The organism is Arenibacter troitsensis (assembly GCF_900177645.1).
GTDB classification, from domain to species: domain Bacteria; phylum Bacteroidota; class Bacteroidia; order Flavobacteriales; family Flavobacteriaceae; genus Arenibacter; species Arenibacter troitsensis.
On sequence record NZ_FXAO01000005.1, the window covers coordinates 287,865 to 306,235 of the forward strand.

Below are 18,371 nucleotides of genomic sequence, written 5' to 3' on the forward strand. Positions count from 1 at the left end.
TACTTCCCAGTTTTACATATAACCGGATCAACTGAAACCGCAGAAAACAAGGTTATAGCCGATAGCATAATTTCTTAAAAAGCCAACTACCCTTTGTATTGAAAAAAATTGTATTTTAACCTCGGTTAAATACCTGATTCACAAAAGACTATAAGGTATTTTTACTTATTTATTTAAGGGATGTTGTTTATCCCAATGTTGACTTAAATATTTAGGAAATTTTATGAAAATGAGTCTTAAATTCCTTCCCCTAAAAGATCTGTTCTATTCCATTTTTCCAACGGTAGGGACCTATGGTGGCTATATACAGGGAATAGCGCCTACCTTGTTCCCCAATATATGGATTGCCGTGGGCATAGGCCTTTTAGCCTCCGTGATTTTGGCAGTCGTGTTTTATAAGGAAAATGTAAAAGCCTATAAAAAGTCGTTGGCCGAAATTCTTGCCACTGGCTATTTTATGAATTTCACCGGACGTTTTGGCAAACTTCTCAAAACCAAAACCCCTATTCATTTTTCTTTTCCGGACGATAAAATCAGGACCTTTACCGCCAATCAAATTACCGTTGAAGTAGGTATGCCCACCAGCCTCAAATCCTTGACCGAATATGCAGAGATGGTCGAAAATAAATATGAAATTGTCTATGTGCGCGAAGCAACCTTCAGTGAGCCATTTTGGTTACGGGCACAATTGGCCGACAATAGACTAATTATCCATGAATTCCCGCGAACCTTATTCTCCCTTTCCAGGTATTTAAAAGATGATTTTATGGATCAACAGCTGGCAGAAAAAAATTCCAAAAAAATATATGCCTTCTTCCAGAATAAGATAGATCAATTAAGAATTGAATATTCCAGTGAAATTTCAAATGACAAATTGAAGTTTATCACGGTATAAGTATATTTATGGTTAGGTAATATGTCACAGACAAGAAATGCAATTCATATCATTGCCAACAAAAAGTAGCATAATATCCGTCCAACATTGATTGGTGAATTATAAATAGCTTAGGGTATGCAAAAAAAGGACAACAAAACAAAACCCATTATTCTGGAAGCCGGGGAAGGCAGAACCTACCGTTGTGGTAGCATGACCGCCATTTTTAAGGCCGATGAAAAGGAAACCGACGAAAAATATAGTATTTCCGAATGGTGGTTGGAGCCCAATTCCATGGGTCCCGGCGCACATAGCCACGAGGATAATGACGAAGTATTTTACGTTTTGGAAGGTAGTTGTTCCTTTCTGGTGGGAAATAAGTGGACAGAGGCCGGCAAAGGAACTTTTTTAAGGATTCCTGCCAAAACAATGCACGATTTTGCCAACAGGACAGATCAAAAAACCGGCATCTTAAATTTCTTTATACCGGGTGGTTTTGAACGACATATGCCTTCTATTGAACAATGGTTTAAAGACCAACCAAATTCCTAAGAAATGAACGGCGTAACAGTAGAAGCCCAAATGATGATCAGAAAACCCGTGGAAGAGGTTTTTCTGGCCTTCATAGACCCCAACATAACCACAAAGTTTTGGTATACAAAATCTACTGCCCCCCTCAAAAAAGGGAAAACCGTTACTTGGGAATGGGAAATGTACAAGGCCAAGGCCGAAGTCCACACCATAAATATTATACCAAACAAATTAATTGCCACTCGTTGGGGAAACCCTTCTACATTAGTAGACTACGAATTCAGGGAACTAAGTCCACAAAACACCTATGTAACTATAAAAAATTACGGTTTTACGGAAACAGGGGAAGAGCTGCTTAAAACCCTGATGAACAACACCGGTGGCTTTACCACGGTTTTGGACGGACTAAAAGCCTAGTTGGAGCATGGTATACAGCTCAACCTAGTCGCGGACAAGTTTCCACAGCAGCTGCAGGATTAATTAGAACTTCATTGGCGATATTATATAAATTACAACTCTGATTAAATGAAAAATGCTATTGAAATAAAGATGGCCGAAACGGCGACCGACTTCGCACTTGCCAAAAAATTGATTTTGGAATACGTAACCTGGTTGGGCATTGATCTGTCCTTTCAAAATTTTGATAAGGAAATGGCGGGCCTTCCCGAAATGTACAATCATGAGGATGGCGGATTATTTATTGCCTATATAAACGAGAAGGCTGTTGGCATTGCCGGAATCCGACGGTTTAATAAAAACGATGGAGAAATAAAACGCATGTTCGTACAACCTAACAGCAGAGGTTTGGGCATAGGTCAATTACTTCTCAACCATTGTATTGATAACGCCCGAAAACTTAACTACGACACCATAAAATTGGACACGGCCGACTTTATGAAATCGGCCATAAAATTGTATACGGATAATGGTTTCATGGAAATAGGGGCCTACCGCCACAATCCCCATGAATCTGCTCGGTATTACGAACTAATATTAAAAAAGTAACATTTAATGGCTCATGGCTTCCAATAATTTACGGATTTTGTGGCAACCAAAAGTTGGGTTGATGAAAACAAAATAGTCCCCACTCCTTGATGCATTTGGGAATATGTAATGGAAATATCATGAATTAATTTGTTTAGTTAGGATTCCTTACTATATTTGTATAGCAATAGTGCAATAACCTAAAATCAATAAAAATGAAAAAATCGGTTTTTTATCACGCAGGATGTCCCGTATGCGTTAGCGCGGAACATGAAATTTTAGAATTAGTGGGTCGGGATAATGTGGAAATAGTACACTTCGGCCAAAACAAATCCCGTATTCCAGAAGCGGAAAAAGCAGGTGTTAAGTCGGTCCCAGCCCTACTAACACCCAATGGCAATGTACTACATATCAACTTTGGTGCTTCCATGGCAGACGTAAAAGGTTAATTTTATTTTCACCTTAAAAGTTAGGATTCTTAATAGATTACATTTTAAATGATGAACTACATGAAAATATCGGTTTGGGACACCTATGTGCCCCGGGAAGACGGCAAGACCATGCATTTTGATATACTGGTCCCCAGTACTATGGAGGAAATGGAAAGCATTCTCGGTTATGGACGTGAATACCTGTCCTCAAAACCTTTTCAAACAGCTGAACTATCCTCCAAGGAATGTAATTTCTGCCATTTGGAACAGGCTCCGGAGGCCATAGCCGATATCATCCATAAAAAAGGGTATTATATCATAGAAATGGAAAATTGCGAATAATATCATTAGGATAACTAACTTTGCCTGTCGGGCAATTCCCGGCAGGCTTTTTATATGGACAAGAGTATTTTTAATCCGGACCAGCAAGAAAGGGATGTTAGCAGCAAAATCATAGCCGGACTTGAACGCATTTCGGAAGCCTTCAAGGTCTTGCTTTGGGACAAGGCCAAATTGCTAGGTTTAAGTCCCATCCAAATCCAAATCCTAATTTTCATTGCTTACCACAAAAACGAAATGTGCAATGTTAGCCACTTGGCCAAAGAATTCAACGTAACCAAGCCTACCATAAGCGATGCCATTAAGGTATTGGATAAAAAAGGCCTCATCACCAAAGAATATTCTTCCATTGATAGTAGAAGCTATTCCATTGGCCTCTCGGAAACCGGAACAGAGACCATAGGACAAATTTCAAATTTTGCCAATCCCTTAAAGAAGCAGCTCAATGCCGTTGACAATTCTGAATTGGAATCCTTGTTTGGCACCTTGAGCAAACTCATTTATCAACTGAACACTAGTGGAATCCTTAGTGTACAAAGAACCTGTTATGGTTGTAAATTCTACAGTAAACAAAGTAATAGGGATTACTGCAACCTGCTCAACAAAGAATTATTGAATAAGGATATTCGATTGGATTGTCCTGAATTTGAAGCAAGATACGATCACTAGGTCCTTCGGATCAAAAGCCTAATATCTTCTCTTCGACTTTGTGAGTTTTGCCAAGATTTAGGATATTTACAGCTTCCATGTTTTTATAAAAACGGACAAACCCAAACTTAAATTTACCCTAGGTTTATAAATAAAGTAAATGAAAAACACTTGGCTACTGTACGGCTTATTACAATTGTCCATTATCCCTTGTCTTGCACAACAGGGAAATACCTCAAGCTTATCGATCAAGGAAATTATGCAGGGCGATGACTTTGTGGGCCACCTTCCCTCCAATCCCCAATGGTCCCTGGACAGTCAGACCCTATACTTTGATTGGAACCCCGAAAAGGCCCAAAACGATTCCCTGTATGCCTACCATTTAAAATCGGCCAAAACTATCAAAACCGATTTTGAAACGGCCTATTCCCTTCCCAGTAGCGGCGGAGTTTTTAACAAGGATAGAACCTTAAAATTATATGCCAAAAGGGGCGACATATTTCTTTTAAACCTTAAGACCCAAGGCCTAATTCAAATTACCAGTACGGAAGAATACGAAAGTGCACCCCATTTTACCAAGAACGGCACCAAAGTGGCCTATAGACAGGGCAACAATCTTTTTACCTGGGATATTGCGACCGGGAGTACGGTACAACTAACCAAAATTAAGTCTCCAAAAAAGGATGACGAAAAAAGTGATAAAGACCAATGGCTATATGAAGATCAGTTGGGACTATTTGAGGTACTGCGCGAACGAAAGGCCAAAAAGGACAAGACAGAGGAAGCTAAAAAACTCCTTGAAGCCAAAGGACCCCTACCTATTGACCCCAGCGGCAAATCCATAACCAACCATAGAATAAGCCCCATGGGAAATTACATTACCTATTTGGCTACAAAATCGCCCACAAATAAGGGCACCATTGTTCCCCATTATGTTACCGACTCCGGATATACCGAGGACCAAAATACCAGATCCAAGGTAGGCAACGAACCTTATGAATATGAAATGTTCGTGTACGACATTGCCGAGAAAAAGGTTTATCCCGTGCTCCTGGACAGTTTGGAAGGTCTGGATTACGTACCGGAATACACCAAGGACTATCCAGACAAGACCTATGAAAATAAAAACAGGCTGGGCTATATTAATGGACCTCTGTGGAGTGAAGATGGAAAATATGCGGTTCTGGACATTAATAGCAACGACTATAAAGACCGATGGATAGTTCTTCTTGATCCCAAAAACGGTACGGTTACACAATTGGATCGCCAACATGACGAAGCTTGGATAGCCGGCCCAGGTATTGGGGGATATTCAGGTGGTGAAATGGGTTGGATGCCCGACGGAAAAAGCATTTGGTTCCAATCCGAAAAAACAGGCTATTCACATCTTTATGTCATGGATGTAATTACCAAAAAAACAAAGGCACTGACTTCCGGAGAATTTGAAATTTACGATCCCCGCATCTCAAAGGACAAAAAACGCTGGTATTTCACGGCCAACAAAAACCATCCTGGAGACCGACAGTTTTACAGCATGCCGATTGAAGGCGGAAAAATGCAGCAACTAACCCAAATGACCGGATCCAATGAGGTTACCCTGTCCCCAGACGAACGCAAATTGGCCATTTTGCATTCGTACACCAACAAGCCCACGGAACTTTACCTACAGGACAATCCTATTTGGGGGAAATCCAGGGCAGAGGCCAAACGCATTACCTACTCCACTACCAAGAATTTTGATTCCTACCAATGGCGCGATCCTGAAATAATCGCCTTTGAGGCAGAAGATGGTGAGGCGGTACACGCGAGGCTGTACCAACCAAATTCCGACACAAAAAATAAGGCAGCCATTATTTTTGTCCATGGAGCCGGTTATTTACAGAACGCCCATAAATGGTGGAGCTCTTATTTTAGGGAGTATATGTTCCACAATCTCTTAGTGGACAACGGCTATACCGTGCTGGACATTGATTATAGAGGGAGTGCAGGTTATGGCAGGGATTGGCGTACCGGAATTTATAGGCACATGGGCGGAAAGGACCTGTCCGACCATGTGGATGGGGCCAAATATTTAATACGTGAACTGGGTATTGAAGAAGATAAAATTGGTATTTACGGAGGTTCCTACGGTGGTTTTATCACCTTAATGGCCATGTTCAACGCCCCTGACACCTTTAAGGCCGGTGCCGCCATACGATCTGTTGGCGATTGGGCCGCCTACAACCACGGATATACGGCCCGCATATTGAACACCCCGGTTACCGATAGCCTGGCCTACCGAAGAAGCTCTCCTATTTATTTTGCGGAAGGCTTAAAGGGAGACTTGCTCATATTACATGGCATGATAGACGACAATGTGCATTTTCAGGATATGGTCCGACTCTCGCAACGCTTAATCGAATTGGAGAAACACAATTGGGAAATGGCCGTATACCCCGTAGAACGGCACAGCTTTGTAGAACCCAGTAGTTGGACCGATGAATACACCCGTATCTTTAAGCTGTTCCAAAAAAGCTTATTGGATAAAAAGTAGGTCTAAAAAACATTGTTTTCAGAACATTAGCGCTAGAAATAAGCCTGAACGATACCTATAAAAAGATTGGGGCTTCCGTATCTGTAGAAACACCTTACATCATCCACCTCCATGGTGGAGGATACAAAATTAAGATGGAAATGACCCATTTGAAATAGGAACAAATACATAAACTCCATATTACAATTAGCTTGTAAAAATCACAGGTATATAAATTTGATTCATGGAGGAGCCGCCATCAGCACAATGTTCGTGCATAAAAGCAAGCTCTATTCAGGAAGATATAGGAAGAACTAAAAACCAACCACTTTTCTTTTGACTAAAATTAGTCTATTTTTATCAAAAATTAGCTCAATGGACATCAAGGACAAATTCTTTGCACATATAGAAGAAGGATATACCACAAAAGGAGACTTTATTATTATGGGATCTGCTATGCTGAACGGGGAAACCATAACTGATGCACACGTTAAGATACCATTAAAAACTCTTAACCGGCATGGTCTAATTGCCGGGGCCACCGGTACAGGTAAGACAAAAACCCTACAGGTAATTGCGGAAAATCTTTCGGACAAAGGAATTCCCGTATTATTAATGGACCTTAAAGGGGACCTTAGTGGTCTGGCCAAACCCAGTCCAGGACATGCAAAAATTGATGAACGCCATGCCAAAATTGGGAACCTACCATTTACTCCAAAAGCCTTTCCCGTGGAAATACTTTCCCTCTCCGAACAGGACGGTGTAAAATTGAGGGCTACGGTTTCAGAATTTGGACCGGTGCTCCTAAGCCGAATTTTAGACCTTTCCGTTACTCAGGAAGGCATTGTGGCGGTTGTTTTTAAATATTGTGATGACAATAAACTGCCATTATTGGACCTTAAGGATTTTAAAAAAGTATTGCAATATGCCACAGAAGAGGGCAAAAAGGAATTTTCCGATTCCTATGGGCGTATCTCTACCAGCTCTACCGGGACCATTCTGAGAAAAATTATAGAGCTGGAACAGCAAGGTGCGGAACTATTTTTTGGAGAAAAATCTTTTGATGTAGAGGACCTTACGCGTATAGATGAAAATGGCAGGGGCTACATTAACATAATACGTCTGACCGATATTCAGGACCGACCTAAATTGTTTTCTACCTTTATGTTGAGCCTATTGGCAGAAATCTATGATACCTTTCCGGAACAGGGGGATACGGGCAGACCGGAACTGGTCCTTTTTATAGACGAAGCCCACCTAATTTTCGACGAGGCTTCAAAAGCCCTCTTGAATCAAATTGAAAGTATCGTAAAATTAATACGCTCCAAAGGAATAGGAGTGTATTTTGTTACCCAAAACCCTACCGATGTGCCAGATGCTGTACTTTCCCAATTGGGCTTAAAGGTGCAACACGCCCTACGTGCGTTTACCGCAAAGGACAGGAAGGCCATAAAACTTACTGCGGAAAACTATCCCATTTCAGAATTTTATGACACCAAGGAAGTTTTGACTTCCCTGGGTATAGGGGAGGCATTGATCAGCGCCCTTGATGAAAAAGGAAGACCAACCCCCCTTGCGGCCACAATGTTAAGGGCTCCAATGAGCCGAATGGATATTCTAACCGATAGTGAGCTTAAAGAGGTAATAGACAAATCCAAACTGGTTGGAAAATACAACGAAACCATAGACCGGGAAAGCGCCTATGAACTTCTAAACGAGAAGATTGAAAAGGCAGAAAAACTAGCCGCAGAAGAGAAGTCCTCTTCCAGTAGTAGATCAACCCGATCTAGCTCCAGAAGGACCAGTACACGCCAAAATCCTGTAATAAAGGTATTGACCAGTGCAACTTTTATAAGGGGAGTCCTGGGCGTATTAAAGAAAGTAATGAAATAGTCCTTTGGATTATGGATAAACAAGACCTGAAAAAATAATCTTTAAAAATTCCTTTTACCTTTAAAATGATACGAAAATCAATTTTTGCCGTAGTATTAAGCGCGCTACTCTTTATACAATGTAACACCAATACAGATTTTGTAATTGCCAAGGACCAAGTAGGCAAACTGATGAAATCCAATACCCTTGATGACATTAATACTGTGTTTGCCAACGATTCCATTGTTAGGGACACTGCAATTACCAGGATTGGCACCGCTGTAAAAAAGATCAACATTTATGAAAAGGGAGGCAAGCATTTACTTACCCTCACCCCTAATATGGACAGTATTCCCAAAATAGAAATTATCCGTATTTACGATCCAAGATATGTTACTGAAAAAGGCGTTGGACTCAATAGCACCTTTAAGGACATCAAGGACAAGCACAGTATTAAAAAAATTATAACCGCTCTGAATAACGTGGTGATCTTCCTAAAAGACTCCGACGCCTACTTCACCATTGCCAAGACCGAACTGCCAAGCAACCTTCAATATGGCAACAATACCGATATTGAAGCCGTACAGATACCGGACAAGGCAAAGATCAAATATATGATGGTGGGCTGGGAATAGCAGCAAGGATTCCATGCAAAAACTACTTTACCGTACTTTAGCACTTTCATACGGTGCCTATTTTAATACTACCACACTTTTCTCAGCAAAGGAGGCGGGAAAACAGGCGTTCAAAACCTTTACGACCCCAAGAAAGGGAAGGATATTGCCGGTACAGCAAGAATACTTACAGGGGTTTTTGGGCAAAAGGGTTAGAGTGAACAATATTGAGCTTCAGACCTATGAATGGCCAGGTACAGGGGAAACCGTCCTTTTAATGCACGGTTGGGAAAGCAATTCCTATAGGTGGCGATATCTCATTGAAAAATTACGGGAAAGGGAATTCAATATCATCGCCTTTGATGCCCCGGGCCATGGACATTCCGAAGGAAATAGGTTAAATGTGGTGACCTATGCGGACAGTGCACGGCATCTTATAAACCTATTCCGGCCCACGCATATTGTTGGGCATTCCATGGGAGGATTAGCCACCCTTCATAATCAACATCGAAATCCAAACACCTCCATCGAAAAAATAGTGACCTTGGGAGCTCCGGCCGAACTCTCCGAGTTAATGGCGCATTACCAAAACCTGGTCAAGTTCAACAAAAAGGTACTTGAGGCCTTGGATAGGCACGTGTATGAGCATTTCAACTTCCGAATTAACGATATCTCTACCCCCAAGTTTGCCAAATCCATTGCCCAGAAGGGGCTGATCATACATGATGAACGGGATACGATAACCCCGTTCAACGCTTCCGAACGACTTCACCAAAGCTGGAAAAACAGTCGATTAATAAAAACCACCGGACTTGGCCACTCCCTCCACCAAGAAGAGATCAACTTGCAGATAGTGGACTTTTTAATGTCTTAAATTTTTGGTGCATTTACATTTATACCCTTTTTCCATTTAAATTATGCTTATTTTTAAAAGGTTGTAAACTGTTATTCCATAAATAAAAGAATTTGATATATGCCCGAAATCACTCCCTTCCATATTGCCATTCCCGTCCATAATCTGGCAGAGTGCCGTACCTTTTACGGAGAGATATTAAATTGTGAAGAAGGTAGAAGCAGTGATCATTGGGTAGACTTTAATCTATTTGGCCATCAATTGGTAATCCATTATAAACCCAAGGCCAAAGACGAAAAATTGCACGTTAACCCAGTAGATGGCAAGGACGTTCCAGTACCGCACTACGGGGTGGTCCTCCCATGGGATACCTTCAAATCCTTTTCGGAAGAACTTATTACCAAAGGGGTAAGTTTTGTTATTGAGCCCTATATCCGTTTTAAGGGAGAGGTTGGCGAACAGGCCACCATGTTCTTTCTGGACCCTGCAGGGAATGCCCTGGAATTCAAAGCCTTTAAGGACATGGGACAATTGTTTGCCAAATAACCAAATCTTAACCTTAAGGTCATTGAAGACCTTTATAGATTTTTCATGTACTTCATATTGTGCGTCATACTCTCAAAAGGGGTACTGGCGTACTCCTCTTGCTCTATGAAAATATATTTCAGTCCGGATTCATGTTTATATTTAAGCATTTGGGCTATATCCAACCCTCCTTTTCCAAACTCTGTACTTTCCTTTTTCACCATGTCCATATCCTTCAAATGCCACAATGGAAACCTACCTTCATACTTTCTGAAATAGTCCAATGGATCCTTACCGGCAACCACGACCCAACCTAGGTCAAGTTCCATATGCACCAGGTTGGCCTGGGTATTTTTCAACAGGATATCATAGAACACTTCCCCGTTTTCGGATTCAAATTCATATTCGTGATTGTGGTATCCGAATTTAATATTTCTACTGCTACACTCTTCCCCTGCCTTATTAAAGGCTTCGGCTACGGCCTTATAGTTGTCCACCGTTTGTCCTGCCGTTGGCAAGGAGGAACAAATTAGATATTCCTGTCCGGCCTCGGCCGCCTGATCCATAGTCTCTTTCCAATGTTCGTCCAGGGCTACATGTCCGCTTCTAAGGGTCATACCAAGATCTTCACAAACATCTTTCATTTCTGTTGGCTTTAGACCGTAATATAGTCCCTTGGTGCTTCTTGCCGACTCAATTTGCTTAATTCCCAAGGCCGCTATTCGCTTTAAGGTACCAACAGCATCTTCCAACATCTCCTTGCGAAAGGTGTATAATTGAACCCCTAAATTCTTTTTTGGATTCTTATACGGCAAAGTAAAGGATGGCAATAAAACCACTCCTGCTGCCAACATTCCTGACTGCATTAAAAAATCTTTTCTAGTTGTCATTTTCTTTTCTTTAGATTACTGTGACCATGAGGTTGGTTTTCTATCCCACCTATGGCCTTTCAATTCTTGATATAAGTCGATTGGCAAGCCATTACCATCACTCAAGGCCGTATTCATTAATACGTTCCTTTCCTTGCGCATTCCAGGAATAATAGTACTTACCGTTTTGTTCATTGTAATAAAGCGCAAAGCCATTTCTGCCATGGTCATTCCTTCCGGAACCAATGGCCTTAGCAGGTCTGCCCTTTCCGCACTCGCTATTAAATTCTCGGGAACAAAATACGTCCCCCTCCAATCCCCTTCCGGAAATTGGGTTTCTTTGGTAATATTTCCGGTCAAGGTTCCTTCATCAAAAGGAACCCTTGCAATAACAGCGATATCCATGGCTGAACATAAGGGAAAAAGTACATCCTCGGGAGCTTGGTCAAAAATATTGTAAATCACCTGCACCGCATCAAAAGCTCCTGTTTTAAGGGCCTTGATACCATTTTCTGGCTCCCATCGGTTTACACTGATACCCATGGCTGCAACCTTCCCTGATTTTTTTAAATCTTCAACAGTTCTTTGCCACTCCTCGCGATCGGACCAACTATCGTCCCAGGTATGGAACTGCATTAAATCCAATTGCTCTGTGCGCAAATTGATCAAGGTTTTCTCCGTATATTCCACAATATGGGACGGAGGATAGGATTCCTCTAAACTATATTCCGGTTTTGCCGGCCATTTAAAATTTTTAGCTGGAATCTTGCTGGCGGTAAAGAGCTTTTTATTGGGAAACCTCCGTAATAGATCGCCGAGTAATTTTTCACTGTGCCCATGACCATAGGCCCATGCGGTATCGAAAAAATTAACTCCATTTTCCACCGCCAGATCCAATGACTTGGCAGACAATAGATCGTCGGACTCTGTCCAACCGCCCATGCCCCACATTCCATATCCTATTTCACTTACATCCCACTGCGTTCTACCAAATTTTCTAAAAATCATTTTTCTTCTTTACTTTTTTGCTCCGATCAATCCCGGATACTGGTTAATGTGAGTTTAATTTAAAATTAAATACAAATACCTAAAGACCAATCTATTAAAGCTAATACTCTGTTCCCTCGAGCGCAGTTGAGAGGTTATTGACAATTTCATCTTTAAAATGAGGTCTCGACTGCGCCCGCCCGAACGGAACGGGAAGGCTCTACCGGACAACATTGCATTAACCAACCCATTTACCATTAAAATCAATCGAACTCACCTTATTGATACATCAATATTGATGGAAGGCATCGGACACAAACTCCAAAACCGCTGGAAGGGACTCCCGCCAATAGGTCCAACTATGGCGTCCTTCCCTCACCCTATATTCGTGGGGCACCTCTTTCTTTTTCATGGCAATATGCACTAAACTGTTGCCTTCATAAAGAAAATCATCGTCCCCACAATCTATGTACCATCTAACCGATTTTAAATCTTCCAGGGATGAAGCCTGTATCAGGGAAAGGGCATTGTGCTTTTCATAATAGGCACTTACAAGCCCATCTTCATAACTCTCATTATTGCTTTTCAACCTTTGTCTAAAATCGTCCAAACTCAAGGCCCCGATATAGGCACTTAAAGGACAGGCCGAAGAAAATAGCTCAGGGTGGCGCAATGCGTACATAAATGATCCACCTCCTCCCATGGAAAGTCCGGCTATGGCCCTAAAACGTTTCTCCCCCTTAATGCGATACTTCTTCTCTACAAAGGGCATTAACTCTTCGAAAAAGAAATCCTCATACCTCCAATCCCCTTTTATGGAATTGAAGTATCCCCTGGTTCCCGTATTGGCGTCTGGCATAATAATAACCATAGGAGTAGCCTTGCCCTCTTTAATGGCGTTATCCGCAATACGCAACACCTCTCCAAATTGCACCCAACCCGTCTGATCATCGCCAGCACCGTGCAACAAATACAATACAGGGTAACTCCTATTGGAAGTTTCGTAATCCGGAGGCAGATATACGGCAAATTTCCTTTCACTTTTTAGGATTTCACTCTTCATTGTGAGTGCATCAAATACCTTTCCGGTCTGCGCGTTGGAGACGGCCAGGCACATTAGCATACATAGGAATATTGGATTGTTTCGCATATTTATCAAATTTCTACCGAAGCAGTATAAATTTAGGATTGGGTAAGGGAGACAAATATTTACTGAAGCCCAGGAATTTCCACTATTTCATTCACGTCCTCATCATAATCCACCCCTTCTACCATAAACCCGAACAAATTGAAGAAATCCTTTTCATAGCCCTTAAGGTCACCAATTTTAGGCAAGGTTTCCGTAGTGGCCTCCTTCCATAGTTCTGCTACCCTGGCCTGCACATCCGTACGCATTTCCCAATCATCTATACGTATTCTTCCCTCATCATCTGTAGGCGTTGTGTCCGCATACAACCGATCTTGGAACAAACGCTGAATTTGCTCAATACAGCCTTCGTGTATACCTTCTTCCTTCATCACCTTGTACAATAGGGATATGTATAACGGAATTACCGGTATGGCAGAACTTGCCTGGGTTACCAATGCCTTATTTACGGAAACATATGCTTTCCCATTTAACGGTTTTAAACTATCCGATATGGTAAAAGCTGTAGCCTCCAAATGATCCTTGGCACGACCAATGGTACCTTTTCTATACACGGCCTCCGTAAGTGAAGGGCCAATATAGGAGTAGGCTATTGTAGTAAATCCTTCTGCAAGCAGCCCTTCATTTTTCAAGGCATCGATCCACATTTTCCAATCTTCACCTCCCATGACGGCCACGGTATTGTCTATATCATCCCCTTGGGCCGGTTCTATGGACACTTCGGATACTACCCCGGTATGAAAGTCCACTGTTTTGTTCTGAAATTTTGCCCCTATTGGCTTTAGCACCGATTTATATCTTACCCCAGTTTCCGGATGCGTCCTTACCGGTGAAGCCAAACTGTAAATAACCATATCCACTTGTCCCAAATCCGCCTTGATCAGGTCTAAGGTTTGCTTTTTTATTTCATTGGAAAAAGCGTCCCCGTTTATACTTTTGGCGTACAACCCTGCCTTATGTGCCTTTTTCTCAAAGGCCGCACTGTTGTACCAACCTGGTGAGGCCGGTCTGCCCTCTGCGGGGGGTTTTTCAAAAAACACCCCTATGGTAGCAGCTCCGGATCCAAAGGCACTGGTAATCCTGGAAGCTAGGCCAAATCCGGTGGAAGCACCTATTACCAAAACTTTTTTGGCCCCGTCAATGGCTCCCTTGGATTTTATATATTCAATTTGATCAATAACATTTTGTTCACATCCTTTAGGATGGGAGGTAAGGCAAATAAATCCGCGTGTTCTAGGCTCTATTATCATTTCTTAATTTATTTTCTGCACTTTCCCCATGGGGGATATGTAATAGTGCATATTATTTATAATTTTCCCAATTATCGAAGATATATAAAAGATTCAAAAGATAAAGTTGAAGTGGGCAAAATTGCATCCTATAATTAGGATTTAAATGAAAACAGCACCAATACTATGGTAATTGTCCCATTAAAAACCGCCTTACATTCTCGCCCATAATGGCTCTGATTTCCGATTCAGAAAATCCTTGGTTCATTAATTCCTGAACAATAAAGGGCAGGCCGGTAACGTCTATAGGTGTAGTAGCCGCCCCGTCAAAATCGGAACCTAGGGCCACATGCTCAATACCTACTAGATCACGGACATACTTCATGGCCTCCACAATGTGCTTGATCTCCCCTTTTATTGCTCCCCTAAAGAATCCAATTCCTATTAGTCCACCAGATGCAGCAATCCTATTAATATGTTGGTCAGATATGTTCCGTGGGCTATCCTTGGTCCCCTTAACACCGGTGTGCGACACCAGTACCGGTCTGTTTGTGAGGTCTAGAATTTCATCTATCATTTTGGGGGAGACATGTGCCAAATCTATAATAATACCCAAGCGGTTCATCTCGTGGATCACCTCCCTTCCGAAATCGGTGAGTCCGGCCCCGGAAATACCATGCGCAGAACCTCCAAGTTCATTGTCGAAAAAATGTGTCGGAGCCAACATTCTTACCCCTTCATAATAGAGATTTTGTAGGTTTTCCAAATTCCCTTCCAAACAGTGCGCCCCCTCAATTCCTAAAAAACCTCCGATTACCTCCGGGTCTTTTTTCTTTAATTCTATCAAATTTTTTAAATCTTGGCGCGATTTCACCAATTGAAACTTGCCTGAATACTTCTCTTGGTAGTCCTGCAAAGCCCTCGCCTGATACACGGCCCGCTTATAAAGACTAAACCACTTATCCGGCAGTCGGCCCTGTACGAAATTCAACATTGTAATCTTATCAAAGGCGTCCGCACTATTCTGCTTAAAATTCTGTCCTTTGGGAGATTTGGTAACAATGGTAAACGCCTGCAAGCTCATATTTGCCTGTTGCATTCGCGGAAAATCCAAATGGGCATAATCCAACTCTTTTGTCAAGTCCCTATCCCATAGTAAAGCATCGCAATGCAAGTCGGCTATAAATTCCAGAGAATTATACAATTCCTTAGCTTCGCTCCCCAGTTGCCTAGGATCACTATACTCAACAAGGTTCATTTGCTTGTCCAAAATGGGGGATACAATAAACGTTGCCAAAAAGTATAAAAAGAGCACAATGGCCAAAGTGTACCTAAGAAATTTTTTCATTCAATCCCGCCAGTTTTGTGACCCAAAAATTAATCAAAATAAATTAAAAACCGTTATAAAACGCCTCGAATTATACATCTAAATCCCCCAAATAGGTAGACATCATTTTTATGTACGTCTGAAACACAAATAGCTACAAAACAAAAATACGAATTGAACGTTATAGCATTAAATTGAATTTAGACACACCTACTAAAATCTGAACTCATGAAAAAAGTAATCTATTTAGCCGCATTCCTATTTTGTTCCCTAACCATCAGCAGTTGTACCAACGACGAAGATGAAGAAAAAATTGATGTCCTTACCCCAACGGACAATGCACACACCGAGCAAGTGCTTTAACATCATCAGATAAAAACATCAAAAGAGATTTATTTAAAGGCTACCCAACCTTTAGTAAATCCCTTTTGTCCATATTTTACAGTTCGCCAACAACCCAAACGGAATGGATATCGGCGTGTTATTTAAAGGTAATGGTAAACGTAGTGCCCTGGTCAACAGCACTATCTACCGAAATTTCACCCCCCAGATTTGTAATATGATTGTATACTAAATATAGGCCAACCCCTTTACTGTCCCGATTGTTGTGGAATTTCTGATTTAATCCAAAGATCTTGTCGCCAACTTTATCCATGTCAAAACCAAGTCCGTTGTCCGTATAGACCAACTGTTTCCTATCTTCCATTATCCTGGATGTTATGGAAATAACGGGGGGCACATTTGGCTTGGCATATTTTATGGAATTGGTCATCAGGTTCAGAAAAACACTTTCCATATAGTTCACATTATGCCTTATTCCTTTTAGGGCCGAAAAATCGACCTTAAAAGTTACATTGGCATTGACCAACAAGGAACTTATGGATAACTTGACCTGTTTGAGTATTGATTCAAAATCAACTTCTTCCAACTCAATGTTAGCGTTGTCTTTTTTACTTAAAAGGTCTACATATTTGTTTAGGGATCTATTGAGACCTTCTGTAGCCATCTTCATATAATCTAAGGTTTCCAATATTTCATCATCACCTATTTTACTAACATCCAAAAACCCGAATATGGACAATAGATTGTTTACTGGAGACCTTAAATCATGGGAGGTGGTATAATTAAGCCTTTTTAACTCATGGTTTTTATCGACCAAGTTTATCAAATGCTCTATACGCTCCTTTTCCAATTTCTTTTTATGGGTAATATTTTTGGCTATAGCATATACCAATTTCTCTTCATCCAAGGGTATGGAAGTCCAATGCAGCCAAATAACCTCCCCCGATTTACAAACGTATCTGTTTTCATAATTCACCAAAGGCAAATTGTTTTTCAAATTTTCCCTGTACCGAGCGGTAAGATCCCTATCTTCTTCGTGGATAAATTCTCTAATTGGCCTAGAGAACAATTCCTCTTCCGAATAACCTAAAAGTTTTACCACAGCAGGATTTACTTTTTTAAAATAGCCATCATAACCGGCTATACACAATAAATCCATGGAAAGATTAAAAAAGGGCTCTAAGCTAAGACTGGTAGTTTCTTGCATGCTGCTGATAAGATATGGGCAATATACGTTTTTTAACCATTAAATAAATACTTCTCCCTGTCATTCCCAACACTAGACCCCTCCATGCTCCCTATAACCAAACTATATGGCTACCATTTAAAAGCAGCAACTAGCGGGCATCTAGAAAAGAAAAAACGGCAGACCAAATATATGGCGGTCTTTTGAACATTATTTTTGGCTTCTATGCCTTTCCCGCGCCAACAAGGTATTTTTCAACAACATGGCAATAGTCATTGGCCCTACACCTCCAGGAACCGGAGTAATGTAAGCGGCTTTCTTGCTCACATTTTCAAAATCCACATCCCCTGTTATATAATAACCTTTTTCTTTGGTTTCGTCCGGCACTCTGGTAATACCCACATCTATGATTACGGCATCATCCTTTACCATTTCGGCTTTTAAAAAGTTGGGGACCCCCAAGGCGGAAATAACGATATCGGCCTGTGAAATTATCTGGGTAATATTTTTGGTATGGCTATGCGTCAAGGTTACCGTGGAGTTTCCAGGCCAACCTTTCCTGCCCATAAGTATGCTCATAGGTCTACCCACAATATGACTACGACCAATAACAACGGTATGTTTCCCCTTAGTCTCTACCTTATACCTTTCCAATAGTTCCAATATACCAAAAGGCGTGGCAGGAATAAAAGTACTCATATCCAAGGCCATTTTTCCAAAATTGGTAGGGTGGAATCCGTCCACATCCTTATCCGGATCCACCGCCAACAGAACACGCTGTGTATTGATCTGCTCTGGCAAGGGCAATTGGACAATAAATCCGTCTATATCCTCATCCTGGTTAAGCTCTTCAATCTTTTTTAACAATTCTTGTTCCGAGGTGGTGCTTGGCAACTGAACCAAAGTAGATTCAAATCCTACTTTCTCACAAGACCTTACCTTGCTACCAACATAGGTAAGACTGGCGCCATCGTTTCCGACAATAACTGCAGCCAAATGTGGTACCTTTTCTCCGCGCTCCCTCATTTTAGCCACCTCAGCGGCTATTTCCTCCTTAATTTGATTCGATACTTTTTTACCGTCCAGTAATTCCATTTTTTC

General features: G+C 41.4%; 20 protein-coding genes. 13 read left to right on the plus strand and 7 right to left on the minus strand.

Annotation, left to right across the window (positions count from 1 at the left end):
• The first annotated feature begins 223 nt into the window (after positions 1–223).
• The 12 genes from B9Y87_RS13135 (at position 224) to B9Y87_RS21950 (ending at position 10,204) form a co-directional block, all read left to right on the plus strand.
• A complete protein-coding gene (locus B9Y87_RS13135; protein WP_217807521.1) occupies positions 224–895 on the plus strand; it encodes an STING domain-containing protein in 672 nt (223 codons plus the stop codon).
• Positions 896–1,012: 117 nt separating this feature from the next.
• Positions 1,013–1,426, plus strand: coding sequence for a cupin domain-containing protein (locus B9Y87_RS13140; RefSeq protein ID WP_085499450.1), 414 nt, complete (start codon positions 1,013–1,015; stop codon positions 1,424–1,426).
• 3 nt (positions 1,427–1,429) lie between these two features.
• On the plus strand, positions 1,430–1,822 hold the full coding sequence (locus B9Y87_RS13145) for an SRPBCC domain-containing protein (protein WP_085499451.1): 393 nt from the start codon (positions 1,430–1,432) through the stop codon (positions 1,820–1,822).
• Positions 1,823–1,930: 108 nt separating this feature from the next.
• Positions 1,931–2,410, plus strand: coding sequence for a GNAT family N-acetyltransferase (locus tag B9Y87_RS13150; RefSeq protein ID WP_085499452.1), 480 nt, complete (start codon positions 1,931–1,933; stop codon positions 2,408–2,410).
• A gap of 194 nt (positions 2,411–2,604) precedes the next feature.
• Positions 2,605–2,838: a thioredoxin gene (locus B9Y87_RS13155; protein ID WP_031445051.1), complete on the plus strand. Its 234-nt coding sequence runs from the start codon at positions 2,605–2,607 to the stop codon at positions 2,836–2,838.
• Between the two features lie 60 nt (positions 2,839–2,898).
• The gene (locus tag B9Y87_RS13160) at positions 2,899–3,162 is read left to right on the plus strand and encodes a DUF2024 family protein (protein ID WP_085499453.1); all 264 of its coding nucleotides are present in this window, start codon (positions 2,899–2,901) and stop codon (positions 3,160–3,162) included.
• Positions 3,163–3,216: 54 nt separating this feature from the next.
• A complete protein-coding gene (locus B9Y87_RS13165) occupies positions 3,217–3,828 on the plus strand; it encodes a MarR family winged helix-turn-helix transcriptional regulator (protein ID WP_085499454.1) in 612 nt (203 codons plus the stop codon).
• 139 nt (positions 3,829–3,967) lie between these two features.
• The gene (locus B9Y87_RS13170) at positions 3,968–6,340 is read left to right on the plus strand and encodes a S9 family peptidase (RefSeq protein WP_085499455.1); all 2,373 of its coding nucleotides are present in this window, start codon (positions 3,968–3,970) and stop codon (positions 6,338–6,340) included.
• A gap of 354 nt (positions 6,341–6,694) precedes the next feature.
• Positions 6,695–8,212 (plus strand): helicase HerA-like domain-containing protein, encoded by a 1,518-nt coding sequence (locus B9Y87_RS13175; protein WP_085499456.1) that lies wholly within the window; start codon positions 6,695–6,697, stop codon positions 8,210–8,212.
• Between the two features lie 65 nt (positions 8,213–8,277).
• A complete protein-coding gene (locus tag B9Y87_RS13180) occupies positions 8,278–8,826 on the plus strand; it encodes a hypothetical protein (RefSeq protein ID WP_085499457.1) in 549 nt (182 codons plus the stop codon).
• A 13-nt stretch (positions 8,827–8,839) separates the two neighbouring features.
• Entirely contained in the window at positions 8,840–9,679 is an 840-nt protein-coding gene (locus B9Y87_RS13185; RefSeq protein WP_085499458.1) for an alpha/beta fold hydrolase, read from the plus strand.
• Between the two features lie 99 nt (positions 9,680–9,778).
• Positions 9,779–10,204 (plus strand): VOC family protein, encoded by a 426-nt coding sequence (locus tag B9Y87_RS21950; protein WP_085499459.1) that lies wholly within the window; start codon positions 9,779–9,781, stop codon positions 10,202–10,204.
• A 32-nt stretch (positions 10,205–10,236) separates the two neighbouring features.
• On the opposite strand, the gene B9Y87_RS13195 is transcribed toward B9Y87_RS21950, so the two are convergent.
• From B9Y87_RS13195 to B9Y87_RS13215, 5 genes are all read right to left on the minus strand, one after another.
• On the minus strand, positions 10,237–11,073 hold the full coding sequence (locus B9Y87_RS13195; RefSeq protein ID WP_085499460.1) for a sugar phosphate isomerase/epimerase family protein: 837 nt from the start codon (positions 11,071–11,073) through the stop codon (positions 10,237–10,239).
• Between the two features lie 15 nt (positions 11,074–11,088).
• Positions 11,089–12,060, minus strand: coding sequence for an aldo/keto reductase (locus B9Y87_RS13200; protein WP_085499461.1), 972 nt, complete (start codon positions 12,058–12,060; stop codon positions 11,089–11,091).
• A 268-nt stretch (positions 12,061–12,328) separates the two neighbouring features.
• Positions 12,329–13,189, minus strand: coding sequence for an alpha/beta hydrolase (locus B9Y87_RS13205; protein ID WP_245808708.1), 861 nt, complete (start codon positions 13,187–13,189; stop codon positions 12,329–12,331).
• Between the two features lie 59 nt (positions 13,190–13,248).
• On the minus strand, positions 13,249–14,436 hold the full coding sequence (gene fabV, locus B9Y87_RS13210) for an enoyl-ACP reductase FabV (RefSeq protein WP_085499462.1): 1,188 nt from the start codon (positions 14,434–14,436) through the stop codon (positions 13,249–13,251).
• A gap of 163 nt (positions 14,437–14,599) precedes the next feature.
• Positions 14,600–15,763, minus strand: a complete 1,164-nt coding sequence (locus B9Y87_RS13215) for a dipeptidase (protein ID WP_085499463.1) — start codon at positions 15,761–15,763, stop codon at positions 14,600–14,602.
• 207 nt (positions 15,764–15,970) lie between these two features.
• On the opposite strand from B9Y87_RS13215, the gene B9Y87_RS22320 reads away from it, so the two are divergent.
• Positions 15,971–16,105, plus strand: coding sequence for a hypothetical protein (locus B9Y87_RS22320; RefSeq protein WP_262483181.1), 135 nt, complete (start codon positions 15,971–15,973; stop codon positions 16,103–16,105).
• Positions 16,106–16,223: 118 nt separating this feature from the next.
• On the opposite strand, the gene B9Y87_RS13220 is transcribed toward B9Y87_RS22320, so the two are convergent.
• Both B9Y87_RS13220 and B9Y87_RS13225 read right to left on the minus strand, forming a co-directional pair.
• Entirely contained in the window at positions 16,224–17,291 is a 1,068-nt protein-coding gene (locus tag B9Y87_RS13220) for a sensor histidine kinase (protein ID WP_085499464.1), read from the minus strand.
• Between the two features lie 189 nt (positions 17,292–17,480).
• The gene (locus tag B9Y87_RS13225; RefSeq protein ID WP_085499465.1) at positions 17,481–18,365 is read right to left on the minus strand and encodes a bifunctional 5,10-methylenetetrahydrofolate dehydrogenase/5,10-methenyltetrahydrofolate cyclohydrolase; all 885 of its coding nucleotides are present in this window, start codon (positions 18,363–18,365) and stop codon (positions 17,481–17,483) included.
• Positions 18,366–18,371: the final 6 nt, after the last annotated feature.